Here is an 18,243-nt window from a genome sequence, read left to right as displayed (position 1 = left end):
TGGCATTCCCTGCCAAAGCGCGGCCTATAGCGGCTGCTGGCGAAAGTCCCGGGGCGCATGCTGGAAATGCCGCTTGAAGGCGCGACTGAAATGCGCGGCATCGACAAACCCCCACTTGAAGGCGATCTGGGTGATTGACTCATGCCGCAAATCCCGCGCACGCAGGTCCTGGGCCACCCGCTCCAGGCGGCGCTGCTGGATGTAGCGCGCGATGCTTTCATGCCGCTGCTCGAACAGCCGGTAGAGTTGGCGCACTGAGACATTCAGGTGCCGCGCCAGGTATTCGGGGCTCAATTCGGTCTCTTGCAGGGAGGCTTCCACCAGGCGCGTGGCCAGGCCATAAATGTCGTCCTGGCCCACGCAGGCAAAGCCCGGCTGGCCCTCGGCGCGCTCGTCCAGACCGGCAACCGCCAAGCCAATCAGGGCCTGCTCCACGGCCGGGCCATCGTTCTCGCCGCCATAGCCTTCACTCAGTTGCGCATCCTCCAGGGAGCGCACCAATGCACGAATCATATGGGTGGCGACGCTGTTGCGCGCCAGCTTGCCAAACAGGCGCTGCTGGCCGAATTGCCGGGCGACCTCGGCGCGGGACAGATGCACCGAGATATTCTGTACCAGCCCCTGGGGCTCAATCTCGAAGGCCTGGGCCGAGTCCACCAGGGCGATATCGTCGGGCCCCAAGTCAATCACCCGGTGCTGCTGGCGGATGCGTTGATGGCCGCTGCCCTGCAGGATCAGAAAACAGTGGCGGTCATCGTCGCCATCGCCGTGGGTATGATGGCGGCTGATCAGCCCGGCATTGGTGCGGATATGCGCCAACTCCAGGCCACACACGTCCTGGCCGTGGACGCTGCCAATAAACAGGCTGTGTCGATCTGACTGCGCGGTGCTGAAATTGCCGCAGACTGCACGCAAGTCACGATTCCAGTTGGCGAACTCAACGCAAGGGTTGAACAAGGCAGGCATACCCCCTCCCACAGACCATTTATAGTTATATTGTTAACATATTATCTATATGCGATCAGTGCAAGCAGGGTCAGGAGCGGCTAAGCAGTCCGGCCCGTGATCAGCGCGCTGATCGCCTGGGCATCCACCGGCACGCTGAGGTAGAAACCCTGCGCTTCATCGCACTGCACGTCCTTCAGCGCCGTGAGTTGGTCGAGGGTCTCCACGCCTTCGGCGGTCACCGTCAGCGAGAGCGCCCGGCCCAGGCCGACAATCGCCTGGATGATCGACTGATCGCCACCACCGGAGGTCAGGCCGCCGACAAAGCTGCGGTCGATCTTCAGCCCGTCGAAGGGGAATGAGCGCAGATAACTCAGCGACGAGTAGCCGGTGCCAAAGTCATCCATCAGCAAGCGCACGCCCAGGGCCTTGAGGCCTTGCATGATGCTCAAGGCGACTTTCTCGTCATTGAGCATCACACTTTCGGTCAGCTCCAGCTCCAGCCGCGCCGGGTTCAAGCCCGTCTCCAGCAACACCGCTTTGACCCGCGACACCAAGTGCCCACGCTGGAACTCGGTGGAGGACAGGTTGACTGAAATCATCACGTCGTCAGGCCAGCCCGCGGCCGTCTGGCAGGCCTCGTGCAGCACCCAGTTGCTCAACGGCAGGATCAGCCCGGTTTCCTCGGCGATGGGGACGAATACGTCGGGGCCCAGCAGCCCGCGCCTTGGGTGCTCCCAACGCACCAGGGCCTCGGCACCGGCCAGGCGCTTGCCTTCAATGCGGTAGCGCGGCTGGAAATCCAGGCGCAGTTCGCCGTGCTTGATCGCCTGGCGCAAATCGGCTTCCAGTTGGCGCCGCTCAATGATGCGTGCGTTCATATCGCCTGCATAAAAGCGCCAGGTGTTACGCCCGCCTTCCTTGGCTTCGTAGAGGGCGATATCGGCATAGCGCAGCAGCTCTTCGGCCAGGGTCGCGTCCGCCGGCGCCATGGCAATACCAATGCTGGCACTGATAAACACTTCATGTTCGGTGATGTAAAACGGTTGTTCGATGCAGTCGATCAGGCGCCGACACAGGCCTTCCACCTCCAGCGGCGAGCTCACGCCCGCCACCACCAACATAAACTCATCGCCACCTATGCGCGCCACCAGATCATCCCCACGCAGGCAGCCCTGCAAACGCCGGGACACCTGATTGAGTACATCATCGCCAGCCGCGTGCCCCAGCAAGTCGTTGACCGGCTTGAAGCGGTCAAGATCAATACTGAGCATGACCAACGGCCTTGCCAGGGTCGGCACCGCCTTGAGCTTGCCCTCGAGGAATTCCTGCATGCGCGTGCGGTTGGCCAGCCCCGTCAAGGCATCGTGTTGCGACAGATATTCAATGCGCCGCCGGGCCTCGACCTCTTCGGTGATGTCGCTGGCGGTGCCTCGATAACCCTGGCCAGGTATCTCCCGCACCGACAGCCGGCAAATGCGTCGCTGACCCTCGCCAGACACATAGCTGCACTGCACGATGGCATTCGGGCGATGGGCGTGGTCCTTGAACCAGATGGCCAACAGGCCCTGATCAGAGGTCAGCAGCTGATCCACCGCCAACCCCAGGCAGTTGGCCCCGACAAGGCCGGTAATTACATCAAAGCGCTCCGACAGATAGGTAAACCGCAGTTGGGTATCGACTTCCCAGATCCAGTCGGACGCCGCTTCGGCCACATCACGAAAGCGCTCCTCGCTGACCGCCAGCGCCGCACGACTGGCTTGCAGGGTGGCGTAATTAAGGTCCATAAGCCGCGCGGCAGCGGTACTGCGGCGCTGGATAACCCAGGCCATCAAGGCAAAGATCAGGCCGGCAACTGTCACCAGCGGCACAACCAGCCCCAGCAACTGGCGCCCAGGATCCTCCGCGGTCCATTGCACAACACCTGCATTGTCCCTGAGGCTCAGGCTCGGTGCGCCCGCCGCCGCCCCGCCGGCCGGGGCGACCCGCAGACCTTGCACACCAAAATCCTCGCCCAGTGCAGCCAGCCGTTGCGGCGCCAGCTTGGCAATGAAGATCAACACCGAAGCGGGACCGCTATCGGCCTCTACGTTCGGATCGGTGCCAGGCGTCAGCGCAGCGGCGGCCAACACCGCCGGCATGCCATCGGCCTGTATCAGCCGGGTCACCGATTGGCTGTTGGTCGCGGCCTGCCGGGCCTGGGCCAGCAGGGGCTCGATCGGCAGGTGCAACCAGTCCTGCACGGCGACGCTCTGCAGTTGGCCGTCAATCAGCGAATACACCGTGCGACCGGCTGGATCGACAACAAACACCCCCTGGAAACCGAAGTCGGAAAACAGCGTCGTGCCGATGTTTTGCCGGCCAAACGCCCAGTCCACATCCACCTTTTGATGCAGGTGCTCGTAGGCATCCCCCCAAAACGCATAGTCCTTGACCGTCGAACCAGCGACGCGCTCAACCGACAGCAGGGCGTTTTCGATATCAATGCGGCTGTGCTCGCCGGCATCGTGATTCAAGTGCTCGGCAATGGACACCAGCAACACCCCGACCAACAGAAACATGGCCAGTAGCAGCAGCGAACAGGCGAGCAGATAAGCCCGTGCAGTAGAAAGATTGGAAACCTTGCCTTGCAGCGACGACTTGGGGCCAACGTTGAGCTTTTCCATGAACGCTCCGGGCGCCAGGGCGCCCTAACAACCCGCACCGAAAATCACACCACGCACACGCAAGTGCGAGACTACCTGCCCATAGACAATAGACAGTTTTTGGTGATCCATCGAACCCTCAGGGTTTACCCAGCACCTTGCTGAACGCCTGGGCAGCGGGCTGCAGCCATCGCGCCTGCACCAATAGCGGAATCACGGCAGCACCCGGCTCCACCTGCCCGTCTACTTGCAACCGCTGTGGCTTGGCTTCGACCTTGAAATGATGCTCGCCAGCCAGTTGCAGATCCGCTAGCAACTGCACCCCATCCCGGCACTGCAACTCGATCCGGGTATTGCCCAGCTTGACCAGCCACGGGCTCAACAGCGCCAGCTCGTGCCCCAGCAATTCGCCTTCGGCCCGAAGGCAACTCATGCCCGCGCCATTGACCTGCAATCGCCCTTCCCAACGTCCGTCCAGCACGAACATCGGCGCGGGCAAGGCGCTGACCGCACGCGGTGCCATCTGCGCCTGCCAGTTCCACGGCCAGCCACGGATCGACAGCTCCCAGATGCGCTGTTGAAAGCCCAGGTTCACTTGCGCCGCCCACGGCCGGATCTTCCAGTCCACCGGCGCCAGGGCTCCGACGCGTGCCGCGCGGCCAGTCCACAGGCTGCCCGAAACGCTGCTGGGCTGCCAGCCGGCCGGCCATGGCAACTGGCGGGCAACGAAGGCGGCCGGCAGCTCCAGTAGCACGGTCAGGCTGAACACCCAAATACCCCAGAGGATGACCGCGCGACTCATGGCCGCGCCGCCACTTCCAGGCTGAAGGCGTAACCCTGGCCGCCGCCCTGCTCCAGGCTCCACTGCACGGGTCGCCCACCCTGCTCCTGCACGGTCCGTAGCAGCAGCTGCAGGGCCTGGGGCCCCGGTAGCTCGCCCTGCAATTGCCAGCGGTCGCCCTGCTGTTCAACGCGGGTCAGTACCCATTGGCGCGACACGGCCAGGGCCTGCCACTGCTCGTTGGAGAACGCCGCTGGCGGCACCAGCGCGCCGGCCTGTTGCGCCAACGCCTGCCACTGGCGGGCATCCTGCCAGGCCGCCAGCAGCGGCCGTGTCAGCAGCACCAGCAACAACAGCCCGACGGTTGACCAGCCGGCCAACAGGCCATAGCGGCGCTTGGGCGGCAGTTGGTTGAAGTGGGCCAGGTACTCCAGCATCCGGGCTTTCATGGTTGCTCTCCCAGATCAAAACTCAGGTGCAATTGACCGGCGACATGTTGCGCCTGGTCAGTCCATTGCGCGCCGGCAGCCTGGGCCATGGCCTGCCATTCGGCGGGCAGCGGCTGGGGGCCATTGCCGCGCAAGGCCAGGCGCCAACGGCTGCCGTCAAACTCGATGCGCGACACCGACCAGCCCGGTTGCTGCTGCAACCAGCCCGAGAGCGCCTGCTCCAGGGCCACGATTTTTTGTTGACGCACCTGCCATTCGGTCGCCTCGCCCTGCACCCGCGCCAGGGCCGTACGCGCCTGTTGCGGGTTGTTGGCCGGCCCGGCCAGCGCCCTGACCTGGGCTTTCCAAACATCAACCTGACGCAGACTCTGCACCAGATACACCGCACTCCAACACGCCGCCAACGCCACGCAACCCAGCAGCAAATGTCGTTGTACGCGGCTCACCCGTGGCGCTCGCGGCCCCCGTGTACGCGTCGGCCGCATACCCTCCAGCACACTGGGCAACTGCTCCAGGCGCGCCAGGCGCGACGGCCAGTCGCCCTCGAGCGTCTCGGCAGGCAGGTCGCGCCAAACCTGGGGCAAGCGCTCACCCAATACCGGCGGCCACACCAACCATTGCCGGGAATGCGCTTTGAGGCAACGCAGCGATTCGCGCCGCCACTCCACCACCTGCCCAGGCTCTGCTGGCGGCAACAACTGCAACTCCGCCCAGCCATGGGTGATCTGCAGCCCAAGCGCGGCGCACTCGGCCAGCCATTGCTGGACCTGCTCGCGTTGCATCACCAACAACTCAAGCTGCCCGGCCTCGCGGGACAGGCAGCTGACCAGCAACGCTTCGCCAGGCTGCTGCGCATACTCTTCAAACAACTGCGGCCACTCGTGGCGCTTGAGCCCCGGCGGCGCCGGCAGGCAGAAATGACTGCAATCGAGCGCTGGAATAATCAAGGCACCCGGCAATTGCAGCAGCGCCGACGGTGGCGGCCAGGCGCCGCTTGCGCAAGCCCGGTGCGCGCTGTAGTGCAACCACTGCCAACGGCCCTCGGCGGTGGCCGGCGGGCGCACCAGCAACCATTCCCGCGGTTTGCCCCGCAGACGCTCAAACATGCCTGCGCTCCGGCTCATGGCTGGGTATCGGGCAAGGCGAAAGTACAGACATATGGGGCTCCATGGTGCTCGAACTCTATCCGCACGCCGCGATTGGGCTGGGCGGCAACAGTAGAAGGAAAGGCCAGCCAGCGCGTGCCTTGGTAAAAACTGAACGTGGCGCGCTCGACCGGCGCCAGTGACTCCTTGAGTTGCCAGCGCGGCTTGTCGGCGGCGTACAGGTCGGCCGAGACCAGCAGGTTCAAGCGCTGCTGGCGTGCATCGAACAGCAGGCGCTGACGTTGCACACGCGACGCGCCCTCTACCGGCGGCCAGGCGCCCAGGGCCACCCACTGCAATTGCCCAAGGCTCGGCTGCCACTCCAGCCACGCCAGGTCCAGGGGCAAGCGCTGCTCGTACAACTGGCGCAACACCAGGCCATCGAAGCGGCGCTCCAGGGCCATGCAGAACTCCAATACCTGGGGTTCGCTGCCGGGCTCGTCCAGGCGCTCACGCACCTTGACCCAGCCATTGACCAAGGCCGCCAGCAACACCCCGACCACCGCCGTAAGGGCCATGGCTACCAATAGCTCAATCAGAGTCAGGCCACGCTGCGCCGCCTTCATGGGCGCACCAGGAACAGGCTGAACTGACCCAGGGGCTGACGCTGCTGGGGATCGGCAAATAAGCTCAACTCACCCCGGCGCAAGCGGTTGACCCCGGTGTTGCCCAGGGTCAGTTGCCAGTAACAGGTGGCAGGCCCCTGACGCAGCTCGCCGCTCACCGCATTGATCTGCGGCCAGTACTGTTCCACGCCAAACCGCGTCTCCAGCTCCCGCGCGCACAAACTGCCCAGGCGATGTTGCGCGACCGCTTGATGGGTGGCGATGCGCTGGCGCAACAACTGGCTGACCATCACCGCCATCAACGCGGCAATCCCCAGGGCGACCATGACTTCAAGCAAGGTAAAACCGCGCTGGCGCTTCATGGCAGGGTCGCGATATGCAAGGTGTTGTCCGCTTGCCATTGCCAGCGCTGGCGGCCCTCGGCCCAGCGCCAGGTGAGTGACACCGGGCGGGCCAGCCCCGACGGGGTGAACATCACCTGGGGCTCGCGGCTCACCGGCCAGTCAGGTTGCAAGCCGGCCGGCCAGGGCGCGCCGCGCGAGGGTGCGACCTGCCACCCAGGCGCGCCCCGGCCCACCTGCCAGCGTACGAACTCCGGGCTGCGGCCATTCCAGCGCAAGCCCAGCAACTGCCCGGCATGCCGCGCCTGGGCCGCCTGGCTGCGCGCCTCGCTGGCCAGTTGGGCCAGGGCCTGGCGCATCGGCGCCTGGCCGGCGTCCAGGTAGGCCACGCCCAGGGCACTGAACAAGCCGACGATCAGCAACACCACCAGCATTTCCAGGAGCGAAAACCCGCAACTGCGCTGCATGCCTAGAGGTCCCAGTTACCGATATCGGCGTCGGTGCCTTCGCCGCCTTCCTGGCCGTCGGCGCCCAGGGAAAACAGGTCCACCCGGCCATGCTGCCCTGGGGTGCGGTAGCCATAGGCATTGCCCCACGGGTCCTCGGGCAACCGGCGGATGTAGCCGTCGGCACGCCAGCTGCGCGGTAAGGGTTCCAGGCTCGGCTTGCTGACCAGGGCCTGTAAACCCTGCTCCGAGGTGGGGAATCGCAAGTTGTCGAGGCGGTACATATCCAGCGCCTGCTCCAGGGTCGCCAGGTCGGCCAGGGCCTTCTGGCGCATGGCTTTGTCCTGGCTGCCGAGTACGCTGGGCGCAACCACCGCGATCAACAGGCCGATGATAAAAATCACCACCATGATTTCCATCAGGGTAAAGCCGCGCTCGCGACGCTTGACCGCACGATTGCCAGGCATGGCGTGCTTTTGCATTTCAAGTTCTCCGTTTTCAGGTTGTCTGTTCAAAGGCTCAGGCCCTGATTGAGCTGCATGATCGGCAGCAACACCGCCAGCACGATGAACAGCACCACCGCGCCCATCAGCAGAATCATCAGGGGTTCGAATAACGCCAGCAGCAGGTCGACCTGGCGCGCAAACCCACGCTCCTGGTTGTCGGCGACGCGCTCCAGCATGTCGGGCAAGGTGCCGCTGGCCTCGCCGCTGGCGACCATGTTCAGCAGCATTGGCGGGAAGTGCCCGCTGGCACTCAGGGCGCGGTACAGGGTCACGCCGCCTTCGACCTGCTCACGCACCGCCTCCAGGGCCTGGTGGATCTGCCGGTTGCCAACCGTGGCGGTGGCCACCTCCAGGGATTCGAGCAATGGCACGCCACTGCCGAGCAAAATCGCCAGGCTGCGTGAGACCCGTGCGCTTTCCAGCACCGACAACAGCACGCCAATGCGCGGCAGGCGCAAGGCCAGGCTGTCGCGGCGCAAGCGCCATACCGCCTGGCGCAGCAACACCCGCGCGCCCAGCGCCAGCAACAAGCCCAGCCCCAGCAACCACGGGCCGAGCATCACCAGGCCCTCGCTGGCGCCGATCAGCACCCGAGTAATCAGCGGCAGGCTTTGCCCGGTGTGGCTGAACTGCTCGGTGAGCTTGGGCACCACAAAGGTCATCAGGCCGATCACCACCGCCAGCGACACCAGGATCAGTACCGCCGGGTAGATCAACGCCGTGCGCGCCTTGTGCCGTTGTTTCTGCACTTGCTCCAGGTGCTCGGCCAGGCGCTCCAGCACCGGCGCCAATTTGCCCGAGCGCTCGCCGGCCTCGACCAGTGCGCAATACAGGGTATTGAACTGCCCACCCTGGCGGCGCAGGCTCTGGGCCAGGCTCAAGCCTTCGCCCAGGGCACCGCGCACCGCCACCAGCAGGTTGCGAATCGCCGGCTCCGCCAACTGGCGCTCCAGGGTGGCCAAGGCATCCACCAAGGGGATGCCGGCGCTCAACAGCGTGGCCAACTGGCGGGTCAATTCGCACAGTTGCCCATGGTTCAACCGTTGCCCGCGCGGGCTCGACAGGCTTGCGCCCTGCACCTGCAACTCACGGGCAAACAGGCCCTGCTCACGCAGCAGTTGTCGGGCATGGCGCTCGTTTTCCGCCTGGATGCTGGCTTTGCGGCGATTGCCGCGCAGGTCCAGCGCCTGGTAGCGATAGGTCGGCATCAGTCGCGCACCGCACGCAGAACCTGCTCCAGGCTGGTTTCGCCACGGCGCAGGCATTCGGTGGCCATGGCGGTCAGGCTCTGGCGCTTGTCGGCGAGGTATTCGTGCATGGCCGCTTCGCTGGCGCCGTCGTACAACAGGCTGATCAAGCCGGCATCCAGGGTGATGAATTCATAGAGGCCGATCCGCCCGTGGTAACCACTGCCCTGGCAGTCGTCGCAGCCCTGGGGGTGAAAGCTGTGTTCCAGCAGGGCCAGCTCCGGCCACAACTGGCGCTCGGCGGCCAGCAACGGTGCCGGCGTTGCGCAATGGCACAAACGCCGCACCAGACGCTGGGCCATCACGCCCTTGAGGCTGGAGGCGATCAGGAACGGTTCGATGCCCATGTCCCGCAACCGCGTGACCGCGCCCACCGCGCTGTTGGTGTGCAGTGTCGACAGCACCAGGTGCCCGGTAAGGCTGGCTTGCACCGCGATCTGGGCGGTCTCCTGGTCGCGGATTTCGCCGAGCATGATCACGTCCGGGTCCTGGCGCAGGATCGCCCGCAGGCCGCTGGCGAAGGTCATGCCGGCGCGGGGGTTGATCGCGGTCTGGCCGATGCCGGTAATCGCGTACTCCACCGGGTCTTCGACGGTGAGGATATTGCACGAGCCATCGTTCAGCGCATTCAGGCTGGCATACAGCGTGGTGGTCTTGCCCGAGCCGGTGGGCCCAGTGCTCAGCAAGATCCCGTTGGGCCGCGACAGGCAGGCGCGCAGGGCCTGTTCGACCTCTGCAGGCATGCCCAGGTTGTTCAGGTCCAGCAGGTTGGCCTGCTTGTCCAGCACACGCATTACCACACGTTCGCCGTGAATGCCGGGCAAGGTCGAAACCCGGATATCCACCTCGCGCCCGCCGGAGCGCAAGGTAATGCGCCCGTCCTGGGGCTGGCGTTTTTCGGCGATATCCAGGCGCGCCATGACCTTGATCCGCGACACCAGCATGGCCGACAAGGCCCGTGGCGGGCGCAGGATCTCGCGCAGATGGCCGTCCACCCGCAAGCGCACCACCAGGCTCTGTTCGAAGGTCTCGATATGGATATCCGAGGCCCGCAAGCGCAGGCCTTCAGCGAACAGGCCATTGATCAGGCGGATCACCGGCGCTTCGTTGTCACTCTCCAGCAGGTCTTCGATCCGTGGCAGCTCGTTGATCAGGCTGTCGAGATCGACCTGCTCGCCGATGCCCTCGATCAACGCTGCCGTGGCCGACTCGCCGGCCTGGTACAAGGCCCCCAGGCGCAGTTCGTATTGGGCCGGATCGAGGTGCTCAACCAGCGTCGGCAAGCCATGCACGCGCAGCACTTCCTGCAAGGCGTCGGTGTCGACATCCTCGCGCAAACACAAGGTCCAGCCTTGCGCGCCCGGCGCCCGCGCCAGGCCCGCCTGGCGTGCCAGTCGATAGGGCAACAACGTACTCACCACACGCCCTCGTCGAGACGCTCGCGGCTGGCCGGGAACAGGCGCAGCAAGGCGTTGTTATCGGAGACCGCGGGCAATGCCAGGTTCGAATTGACCTTGAGGTTGCGGTACTTCTCGCTGCTCAGTTGGGCCAGGGTTTCGCCGTCACGCATGATCCGCGGGCGGATAAACACCATCAGGTTCTGCTTGGTGCGCTGGCTGGCGTTGGAGCGGAACAGCCGCCCTATCCCTGGGATATCGCCGAGCCACGGCACACGCTGGTCACTGTTCTTGGCCTCGTCGCCGATCAGCCCGCCCAGCACCACCAGGCCGTTGTCTTCGACCATGACCTTGGTCTTGATCTCGCGCTTGTTGGTGATCACATCGCTGGCGCCGGTACTCTCGGCAATCGACGAGACCTCTTGCACGATGTCCAGGCGCACGGTGTTGTCGATATTGATCTGCGGCTTGATCCGCAGCTTGATCCCCACTTCCTTGCGCTCGATGGTCTGGTAGGGGTTGGTGTTGTTCTGTGTCACCGAGCCCGTCACAAACGGTACTTCCTGGCCCACCAGGATCGACGCTTCGGCGTTGTCCAGGGTCAGCAGGGTCGGGGTCGAGAGCAGGTTGAAGCCACTTTCGCTTTTCAATGCATTGAGCAGCGCAAGGAAGTTCAGCCCGCCGCCATTGAGCTTGCCGAAGCCGGCGGTCGCCCCTGGCACATTGGCCAACAGCTTGCCCAGGCCTGCGGTGTCGCCGCTGCCAGCGGCCCCGGCCAGGCCGGCGATGCTCGTCCCACCATTGGTAAAGTTCACCGCGCCGCCGCCAAACGAGTCGCCCAGAAACAGCCATTGCACCCCCAGTTCCTGGGCGCGGGTGTCGGAGACTTCGGCGATGATTGCTTCCACCACCACCTGGGCGCGGCGGATATCCAGTTGTTCGACGATGGTGCGGTAGGCGGCGATTTCGCTGTCCGGGCCGACCATCACCACGGCGTTGGTGCCCTCCTCCGATTCCATGCGAATGCCTGAGGCGCTGACCGCCATCTGCTTGGGCGCACCTTCGGTGGGCACGCCTTCGCCACCGGCGCCCGGGGTGTCCTGGCTCAAGCCGCGCAGCACCTTGACCACCTCAGCCGCATTGGCATGGCGCAGGTACATCACCACCGTGTTCGAAGGTCGCAAGGCAGTCTGTGGCTGGTCCAATTGCTTGAGCAACGCGCGCACCCGCTGGCGGCTGTCGGCACTGCCGCGTACCAGCAACGCGTTGCTGCGCGGGTCGGCAACCACCTGCGCGCCATCGGCGCCCTGCTCGCGGGCCAGCAGGCGGGTCATCAATTGTGCGGTGTCGTTGGCGCTGGCATTGACCAGGGGCAGCACTTCCAGAGGCTCCTGGCTGACCTGGTCGAGTTGCTGCAACAGCGCGTCGATACGGTCGAGGTTGCTGCGCCAGTCGGTGATCACCAGCAGGTTGGCCGACGGGTACGGGCTGATCACTCCCACCCGGGGGTCAATCAGCGGCTTGAGGATATTGAGCATCTGTTCACTGGCGGCGTTGCGCACACTGAATACCCGGGTGGCCATGCCATCGTTGGCTTGCACGGCCTGGCGCGCAGACTCCACCGGCACCGGTTCCAGGCGCGCGGCCTGGTCCGGCACGATTTTCACGCTGCCATTGGGCAGGTTGACCGCAGCAAAACCCTGGGCGCGCAACTGGGCGAGGAAGATGTCATAGATGGCCTCGCTACCAAGCATATCGAGGCTGCGCACCGTGACCTTGCCCTTGACCCGTGGGTCGATGATGAAGGTGGTGTTGGTGATGCGCGACACGCTGTCGATAAAGTCCGTGAGTTCGGTGTCGATGAAGTTCACTTCATACAAGGCCGGCGCGTCTTCGGCGTGGGCTGGAGTCACACTCAAGGCCAGGCACAATGCGCTCAGGCCCAGGCATTTATTGATCATGTGCATCGTCGGTTCATTCCTTGCGCTTGAGGCCGATCACCGGTCGCTCAGTCGGCCATGGCAAGCGCTCGCGCTGCCCTTGATTGTCGAAAATCAGCCCACGGTCATCAATGTCTTGCAGGACGATGCCGGGAGCCAGGCGCTGACCCAGGGTCAGCGTGCGTTCTTGTTGCTGATAGCGCAGGACCAGTACCGTGGCGCGCAACGGCGTGGCCTTGAGGCTGCCCAGGTAATCGACCTTGAGGGTGGTCAACGGCAGGTCGTCGCTGGGGGCCTGACGCGGTGTCCAGTGGTTGCTCAACAGGTCGGCGACCGGCGCCGCTGGCGGGTTTAGCGCGATCGGTTGCGCGATGCCGTGCCACAGTTGCAGCACACATTGCGCTGCCAGCCAGGCCAGGAGCGTTGCCAGCAGCAGGTTGCCCGCACGGTTCAACTGACCAGGCTCCGTGGATGCCATCCCGGATGCCCCTGCACGTAGCGCACTTCGGGCAATTGCAGCGGCGCCAGTTGCCAATCCGCCGGCTGCTCGCGCAACCAGCCTTCAAGGTGCTGCCACAGCGGTTGCCCGGCATCGGCGGCAAAACCCAGGCCAAAGGTGCGGCAGGTGCCGACCGGCTCGGCAAACTCACTGACCCGCTTGCCGCCCGGGCTATAGGTGACCTGCCAGGGTTGGCCGAGCCAGCGTGGCAAGTCCTGGCTGTTATCCAATAGCAGTGGTTCGCCAAACAGCTGTTCGGCGCCGTTTTCCAGGACCTGGCGCACCTGCTGCGCCGGGACGTCCACGACCGGCGCCGGGTAGCTGGCGCTCAGGCTGATCAAGTGTTCGCGGGTAATCATCTGGCCACGGGCCAAGGGGCTGTCATAGCGCAGGCCCGGCAGCAGTACCGCGCTCTTGGGCTCGCGGGCCAGGGCCTGGTGCAACAGGCGATCCCAACTGCCGGCGCGTACATCGCGGCGCCAGAGGTTTTCCGGGGCCTTGGCCAAGGGTTGGTCGAGCCACGCCGCGTGGGCTGCGCGCTGTTGTTGCAGGCGTGGTTGCAGGCGCTGGGCGTGGGCCTGGGCGGGAGCGTCCAACGCGCTGGCCTGGGCCGCAAAAAAGCGCGCATCAAAGCGCCATTGCCCGGCCTGGGCCTGGCAGCGGATACGGAAGGCGCCGCTGGCCCGGGTCCCGCCCAGCACCACCGGTACGCGCTTGCCGGAGCTTTGCAGGATTTCTACCGGCTGCGGCCACAGGTCCTGGCCACGGGCACACAACATCAAGTCCACCTGACTCAGGCGCTCGGCCAGCCAGAAGCCCGGGCCGGTACCGACATCGGCCAGGGCCACCACCAAGTCGGCTTCTTCACGGGCCTGGGTGAGCACCGGTTGCAGGCTGTGCAACCACTCTTTCAAAGACCCTTGCTGGTCCCGCGCATAAGGGTCGGTAATGCCAACCACGGCGATGCGCACGCCGCCCCGGCGGAACACCTGCATGCCTGGGGTGGCCAGGCGTTGCGCGCTGGCGCTGGCCAGCCCGGCGCCAAGCACCGGGTGGCCGAATTGCTGGTACAGGCCCTGGCATTGTTCGGGCCATAGCACGCGCTCGTCGCTGCTGACTCGCACTTCGCTGCCGAGCAACTGGCTGCCCTGGACCCCGGACAGGCCACGGGTCAGGTAAGCCAGGCCGCTGCCGTTCCAGCACTGGCCGTTTTCCAGGGTCAGGCTATTCTCAGGCCCGGCTTCATCGCGCAGGCGTTGCAACACCGCGCCGAGTACCGCGTAGCCGCCGGTTTGCACACCGTCACTTAAGGAGGCATCCAGCAGGCCATCCAACTGGCTGCCATCGACCTGGCGAAAACGCGCATTGGCCCCCGTAATCCAAGGTGCCTGGCCGATGCGCGTCGCCGGCCCCAGGCGTGTGGCGGGCACCACCGGGCGACCCGGCAGGCGTGCATCGAGGGTGTCAGCGATATACAGCAGGTCGACCGGCTGGCTGTCCGCAGGCCCCGCCGCAGCCCCCCGGCTGGAGCAGCCGGCCAGCCACGGGGCACAGGCGCCCAGCGTCATCCATCCCAATACATCGCGCCGCACCATTGAAACCATTGTTCTCTCACCCTGAGGCTAACTGCTTTAAGGGCGGCATAGTGGGGGTCAATTAATGACGGTTTAATGTCAGTTTTTTAACAGGAGTGAAATATGCAAATCTGCAACAAAAGGAAATAAAAAAATTAAACTTAAATACATTTTTAACAAAACCGACCGCGAATCATCACATTCGGCTCTTAGAGTTCGGGCTCCTTTCAAAAATCGTGATCTACAAAGGACCTGATGAAATGAGTCGAGAGACTGGCGACAACCAGAATCGCAACCTGAGCCTCAATGAGCCGATGGAATCGGTACTCACTGCCTACCTGAGCCGCCGCAGTGTGGTACGGGGCGGGCTCGGCGCCGCGATCGCCATGATTGCCGGTACCGGCCTGACGGGCTGTTTTGACAGCGGCGGTGGCTCGGACAACGACACCCCTACCCAGCCGCCAAAGCCGGCACTGAAACTGGGCTTCAACTCGATCCCCGGCTCCCTCACCGATGCCTGCACCGTGGCCGCCGGCTACACCGCCCACGTGCTGGCCCCTTGGGGTACACCGCTGAACAGCAACGCTGCCCCCTGGAAAAGCGACGGCAGCAACACCTCGACCGACCAGGCCAACGCGGTAGGCATGCACCACGACGGCATGCACTTCTTTCCAATCAATGGCAGCTCCACCGACGGCCTGCTTGCGATCAACCACGAATACATCGATGCACAAGCCCTGCACCCGGCGGGCCCGACCCTGGTCGGCGGTGTTCGTCCGGTCGAAGAAGTGCGCAAGGAAATCAACGCCCACGGTGCGGGTGTGATGCGCATCAGCAAGGTCAACGGCCGTTGGCAGGTGATGGAAAACGATCCATTGAACCGCCGCTTCACCACGGCTACGGTCATGGACCTGGCGGGGCCGATGAAAGGCACCGAGCACGTAAAAACCAAATTCTCGCCGACCGGCACCCAGACCCGCGGCACCAACAACAACTGTGGTAACGGCTATACCCCGTGGGGCACCTACCTCACCTGCGAAGAAAACTGGCCAGGGATTTTCGTCAATAAAAGTGGCGCCCGCCCGGCAGACCAGGTGCGCATCGGCGTGGGCACCGGCAGCGGCAACTATCGCTGGGAGAGCGTTGCCGGTGATCCAAGCGAGGTTAACGGTGAGTTCAGCCGCTTCGACGTGACCCCAAGCGGCGCCACCGCCACTGATGACTACCGCAACGAAGCCAGCACCTATGGCTACATCGTTGAGATCGACCCGTACAACGCTTCGACCCGCGCCGTGAAACGCACCGCCCTCGGCCGTTTCCGCCACGAAGGTTGCTGGCCGGGCCTGACCACCGCCGGCAAGCCAGTGGTGTTCTACAGCGGCGACGACTCGCAGAACGAGTACCTGTACAAATTCGTCTCCACCGCTTTGTGGGACCCGGCAGACGCCAACCCCAGCGACCGCCTGGCCACCGGCGCCAAGTACATGGACAGCGGTAAACTCTACGTGGCGCGCTTCAATGCCGACGGCAGCGGCAACTGGTTGCTGCTCGACGTGGCCAGCCCGACCGTGGATGGCAGCACCCTGGGCGCGAAGTTCACCGACCTGCCGGGGATCATCCTCAACACCCGTGGGGCGGCCGACGCCGTGGGCGCCACACCGATGGACCGCCCGGAGTGGACCTCGGTCAACCCGCTCAATGGCGACGTCTACCTGACGCTCACCAACAACACCAGCCGCACCGTGGCCAACGCCGCCAACCCGCGCGTCAAAAACAAGCACGGGCACATCATTCGCTGGCATGACGCGGACAACCAGGTGTCCTTCACCTGGGACATCTTTGTGTTTGGCGCCAACGCCGCTGGCGCCCCGGACATCAACCGCTCAGGCCTGACCACGCTGAACCAGTTCGCCAGCCCGGATGGCATGACCTTCGACAGCCGTGGCGTAATGTGGATCCAGACCGACAACGGCGAAAAAACCCTGACCGACTACACCAACGACCAGATGCTGGTGGTGATCCCGACCAATATGGTCGATGTCCAGGGCAAGCAAGTGCCGGTCAATGCGCAGAACCAGGCCGACCTGCGCCGCTTCTTCGTCGGGCCTAACGGTTCTGAAGTGACGGGGGTGACCTTCACACCCGATAACAAGACGGTGTTCGTCAACATCCAACACCCGGACAACTGGCCGTCCACCGGTGTGGCTACCGACGTCACGGTCGGCACAGTCCGCCCTCGCGCCTCCACGGTTGTGATCCAGCGTGCTGACGGGGGTGAATTGGCGATCTGATTCAGCGGCAGGAGCCGGCCCGGCTCCTGCATCACGATCCTTGTGGGAGCTGTCGAGCTCCGGCGAGGCTGCGATGACGAGGTCATTACCAGCATGGATGTTGGCTGATCTACCGCTATCGCAGCCTCGCCGGGGCTCGACAGCTCCCACACTTGCTTTGTGGTGATCTCAAAATCAACAGGTGGGATCTCGGGTTTGCGCCACACTGCACAGCAAATGTGGGGGCTTGCCTGCGATGGCGGTGGATCAGCCGCCAGAAACAGTGACTGGACTGCCGCTTTCGCGAGCAAGCCCGCTCCCACAGGGGATCTGCGCGGGGCAGAGAATGTTGGCACCACCACAAATCAAATGTGGGAGCTGGCTTGCCTGCGATGGCGGCAGGTCAGCCAATAGATTTATCGACTGATACACCGTCATCGCGGGCAAGCCCGCTCCCACACAAGCCCGCTCCCATACGCTCTATAACGGCAAAGGCTCCCGCGAGCGCAGCAGCATGCCCTGCGCCGGTACCCGCGCATGCCACTTCACGACCCCCTGGGCCTCGACACGGTACTGGCTGCGAAAGCGCTGGCCATTCAGGTCTATGTCCAGGAGCAGCAGAAAGTGGTCACCGTTGAGCTGCAGACCTTCGCTCAAGCGCTCGAACATCGCGTCGTCCATCGCCCCCAGGGCCTGGCGCAGTTCGCCCGCATCGCGATAGCCCCCCGCCGGCCGCGCGCTGACCAAGCGAGTCAGCACCGAACGCGACACCTCGCCCTCGTACAACGCATCCAGCAGCGGCAGCATTTCCAGGTTCAACGCATTGGCATTCAGGCGCCAGCCCGCCGTCTCGTCCAGGCTGCATAACTGCGGGTAACGCAACGCCCGCAGCGCGTCGGGCACCGCCAGCAGGTTCAGCTCGCTGATATCGCGCATGCGTTGATTGGCCGCCAGGCGCGGTGGCGACTGGCGCAAGTATTCGTTGCTTTCGGCACCTTGCAGGCGGGTCTGCTGGTCGGCGTCGAGCCAGTCGGCCAGGGTCTGGGCCAGGCGTTCGGCGGCCATGTCCGCCCCCAGCAGATGCACCAACTGGCGCTGGGCACGTTCGGCTTCGGGGCCGATCAGCGCGTTGACGTTGAAGCAGGTGTGCAGGTCGCGAATCTGGATGCTCGCCTTGCCCCCCTTGAAGTCATAAGCCAACGGCTGCCCGCGCATGGCCTGCCAGAACAACGGGCTGGCGCGCCACAGCGGGTCTTGCAGGGCCTGTTCGGTAAAGGCCAGCGCCGCCCGTTCGATCGCGCGCGCCTGCACCCGCTGTTGCACCAGACGCACGCTGTCGACCTGCTGGCGCCCCTGCTCGACCATCCAGGCCATGCCTCCCGCCAGCATCGCCAGGGCCACCAGCACCATCAACAACGCCGCCCCCTGCTGCCGTTTCTTGTCCATTGCCACACCACCTTTTATGCAGATCCTGGCGACAGTCAACACAGTG

Annotated in this window: 16 protein-coding genes; 1 reads left to right on the top strand and 15 read right to left on the bottom strand. The window is 64.6% G+C overall.

Annotated elements, in window-relative coordinates; all coding sequences use genetic code 11:
* Window positions 1-24: 24 nt before the first annotated feature.
* From feaR to HBR93_RS15555, 14 genes are all read right to left on the bottom strand, one after another.
* The gene (gene feaR / locus HBR93_RS15620) at window positions 25-966 is read right to left on the bottom strand and encodes a transcriptional regulator FeaR (RefSeq protein WP_057440965.1); all 942 of its coding nucleotides are present in this window, start codon (window positions 964-966) and stop codon (window positions 25-27) included.
* Between the two features lie 80 nt (window positions 967-1,046).
* Window positions 1,047-3,611 carry an EAL domain-containing protein gene (locus tag HBR93_RS15615; protein WP_169960643.1) on the bottom strand — a complete coding sequence of 855 codons (2,565 nt, stop codon included), beginning with the start codon at window positions 3,609-3,611 and terminating at the stop codon, window positions 1,047-1,049.
* 118 nt (window positions 3,612-3,729) lie between these two features.
* Complete coding sequence (locus HBR93_RS15610; protein ID WP_115128382.1) at window positions 3,730-4,392, bottom strand: general secretion pathway protein GspN; 663 nt, start codon at window positions 4,390-4,392, stop codon at window positions 3,730-3,732.
* Window positions 4,389-4,820: a type II secretion system protein GspM gene (gene gspM, locus HBR93_RS15605; RefSeq protein ID WP_115128383.1), complete on the bottom strand. Its 432-nt coding sequence runs from the start codon at window positions 4,818-4,820 to the stop codon at window positions 4,389-4,391. Before gspM ends, HBR93_RS15610 begins: the two co-directional genes overlap by 4 nt.
* Window positions 4,817-5,926 carry a type II secretion system protein GspL gene (locus HBR93_RS15600; protein WP_169960642.1) on the bottom strand — a complete coding sequence of 370 codons (1,110 nt, stop codon included), beginning with the start codon at window positions 5,924-5,926 and terminating at the stop codon, window positions 4,817-4,819. The genes gspM and HBR93_RS15600 overlap by 4 nt, the downstream gene beginning before the upstream one ends.
* A 14-nt stretch (window positions 5,927-5,940) precedes the next feature.
* The gene (locus HBR93_RS15595; RefSeq protein ID WP_115128385.1) at window positions 5,941-6,531 is read right to left on the bottom strand and encodes a prepilin-type N-terminal cleavage/methylation domain-containing protein; all 591 of its coding nucleotides are present in this window, start codon (window positions 6,529-6,531) and stop codon (window positions 5,941-5,943) included.
* Window positions 6,528-6,893: a type II secretion system protein gene (locus HBR93_RS15590; protein ID WP_057440952.1), complete on the bottom strand. Its 366-nt coding sequence runs from the start codon at window positions 6,891-6,893 to the stop codon at window positions 6,528-6,530. Before HBR93_RS15590 ends, HBR93_RS15595 begins: the two co-directional genes overlap by 4 nt.
* A complete protein-coding gene (gspH, locus tag HBR93_RS15585; RefSeq protein WP_115128386.1) occupies window positions 6,890-7,339 on the bottom strand; it encodes a type II secretion system minor pseudopilin GspH in 450 nt (149 codons plus the stop codon). Before gspH ends, HBR93_RS15590 begins: the two co-directional genes overlap by 4 nt.
* 2 nt (window positions 7,340-7,341) lie before the next feature.
* On the bottom strand, window positions 7,342-7,800 hold the full coding sequence (gspG, locus tag HBR93_RS15580; RefSeq protein WP_269835616.1) for a type II secretion system major pseudopilin GspG: 459 nt from the start codon (window positions 7,798-7,800) through the stop codon (window positions 7,342-7,344).
* A gap of 29 nt (window positions 7,801-7,829) precedes the next feature.
* On the bottom strand, window positions 7,830-9,032 hold the full coding sequence (gspF, locus tag HBR93_RS15575; RefSeq protein ID WP_057440948.1) for a type II secretion system inner membrane protein GspF: 1,203 nt from the start codon (window positions 9,030-9,032) through the stop codon (window positions 7,830-7,832).
* Complete coding sequence (locus HBR93_RS15570) at window positions 9,032-10,480, bottom strand: ATPase, T2SS/T4P/T4SS family (protein ID WP_081044222.1); 1,449 nt, start codon at window positions 10,478-10,480, stop codon at window positions 9,032-9,034. Before HBR93_RS15570 ends, gspF begins: the two co-directional genes overlap by 1 nt.
* Before the next feature lie 5 nt (window positions 10,481-10,485).
* The gene (gene gspD / locus HBR93_RS15565; protein ID WP_169960697.1) at window positions 10,486-12,429 is read right to left on the bottom strand and encodes a type II secretion system secretin GspD; all 1,944 of its coding nucleotides are present in this window, start codon (window positions 12,427-12,429) and stop codon (window positions 10,486-10,488) included.
* Window positions 12,430-12,442: 13 nt separating this feature from the next.
* Window positions 12,443-12,886: a hypothetical protein gene (locus HBR93_RS15560; protein WP_057440946.1), complete on the bottom strand. Its 444-nt coding sequence runs from the start codon at window positions 12,884-12,886 to the stop codon at window positions 12,443-12,445.
* Window positions 12,859-14,511 (bottom strand): lipoprotein UxpA, encoded by a 1,653-nt coding sequence (locus HBR93_RS15555; protein WP_169960641.1) that lies wholly within the window; start codon window positions 14,509-14,511, stop codon window positions 12,859-12,861. The genes HBR93_RS15560 and HBR93_RS15555 overlap by 28 nt, the downstream gene beginning before the upstream one ends.
* A 230-nt stretch (window positions 14,512-14,741) precedes the next feature.
* On the opposite strand from HBR93_RS15555, the gene HBR93_RS15550 reads away from it, so the two are divergent.
* On the top strand, window positions 14,742-16,772 hold the full coding sequence (locus HBR93_RS15550) for a PhoX family phosphatase (protein ID WP_169960640.1): 2,031 nt from the start codon (window positions 14,742-14,744) through the stop codon (window positions 16,770-16,772).
* 459 nt (window positions 16,773-17,231) lie between these two features.
* Here the strand turns inward: HBR93_RS15550 and gspK are convergent, their stop codons facing one another.
* Window positions 17,232-18,197: a type II secretion system minor pseudopilin GspK gene (gene gspK, locus HBR93_RS15545; protein WP_169960639.1), complete on the bottom strand. Its 966-nt coding sequence runs from the start codon at window positions 18,195-18,197 to the stop codon at window positions 17,232-17,234.
* Between the last annotated feature and the right edge of the window lie 46 nt (window positions 18,198-18,243).

Source organism: Pseudomonas sp. WS 5411, from assembly GCF_012985595.1.
In the GTDB taxonomy this organism is placed as follows: Bacteria; Pseudomonadota; Gammaproteobacteria; order Pseudomonadales; family Pseudomonadaceae; genus Aquipseudomonas; species Aquipseudomonas shahriarae.
The sequence above is the reverse complement of the archived record's forward strand: the minus strand, read 5'-3'. Positions and strand labels throughout refer to the sequence as shown.

Coding starts and splice junctions, on each gene's coding strand:
- gspD (WP_169960697.1), bottom strand. CDS start 12,429: ATGATCAATAAATGCCTGGGCCTGAGCGCATTGTGCCTGGCCTTGAGT.
- feaR (WP_057440965.1), bottom strand. CDS start 966: ATGCCTGCCTTGTTCAACCCTTGCGTTGAGTTCGCCAACTGGAATCGT.
- HBR93_RS15590 (WP_057440952.1), bottom strand. CDS start 6,893: ATGAAGCGCCAGCGCGGTTTTACCTTGCTTGAAGTCATGGTCGCCCTG.
- gspF (WP_057440948.1), bottom strand. CDS start 9,032: ATGCCGACCTATCGCTACCAGGCGCTGGACCTGCGCGGCAATCGCCGC.
- gspM (WP_115128383.1), bottom strand. CDS start 4,820: ATGAAAGCCCGGATGCTGGAGTACCTGGCCCACTTCAACCAACTGCCG.
- HBR93_RS15600 (WP_169960642.1), bottom strand. CDS start 5,926: ATGTTTGAGCGTCTGCGGGGCAAACCGCGGGAATGGTTGCTGGTGCGC.
- HBR93_RS15555 (WP_169960641.1), bottom strand. CDS start 14,511: ATGGTTTCAATGGTGCGGCGCGATGTATTGGGATGGATGACGCTGGGC.
- HBR93_RS15560 (WP_057440946.1), bottom strand. CDS start 12,886: ATGGCATCCACGGAGCCTGGTCAGTTGAACCGTGCGGGCAACCTGCTG.
- HBR93_RS15615 (WP_169960643.1), bottom strand. CDS start 3,611: ATGGAAAAGCTCAACGTTGGCCCCAAGTCGTCGCTGCAAGGCAAGGTT.
- HBR93_RS15610 (WP_115128382.1), bottom strand. CDS start 4,392: ATGAGTCGCGCGGTCATCCTCTGGGGTATTTGGGTGTTCAGCCTGACC.
- gspK (WP_169960639.1), bottom strand. CDS start 18,197: ATGGACAAGAAACGGCAGCAGGGGGCGGCGTTGTTGATGGTGCTGGTG.
- gspG (WP_269835616.1), bottom strand. CDS start 7,800: ATGCAAAAGCACGCCATGCCTGGCAATCGTGCGGTCAAGCGTCGCGAG.
- HBR93_RS15550 (WP_169960640.1), top strand. CDS start 14,742: ATGAGTCGAGAGACTGGCGACAACCAGAATCGCAACCTGAGCCTCAAT.
- gspH (WP_115128386.1), bottom strand. CDS start 7,339: ATGCAGCGCAGTTGCGGGTTTTCGCTCCTGGAAATGCTGGTGGTGTTG.
- HBR93_RS15595 (WP_115128385.1), bottom strand. CDS start 6,531: ATGAAGGCGGCGCAGCGTGGCCTGACTCTGATTGAGCTATTGGTAGCC.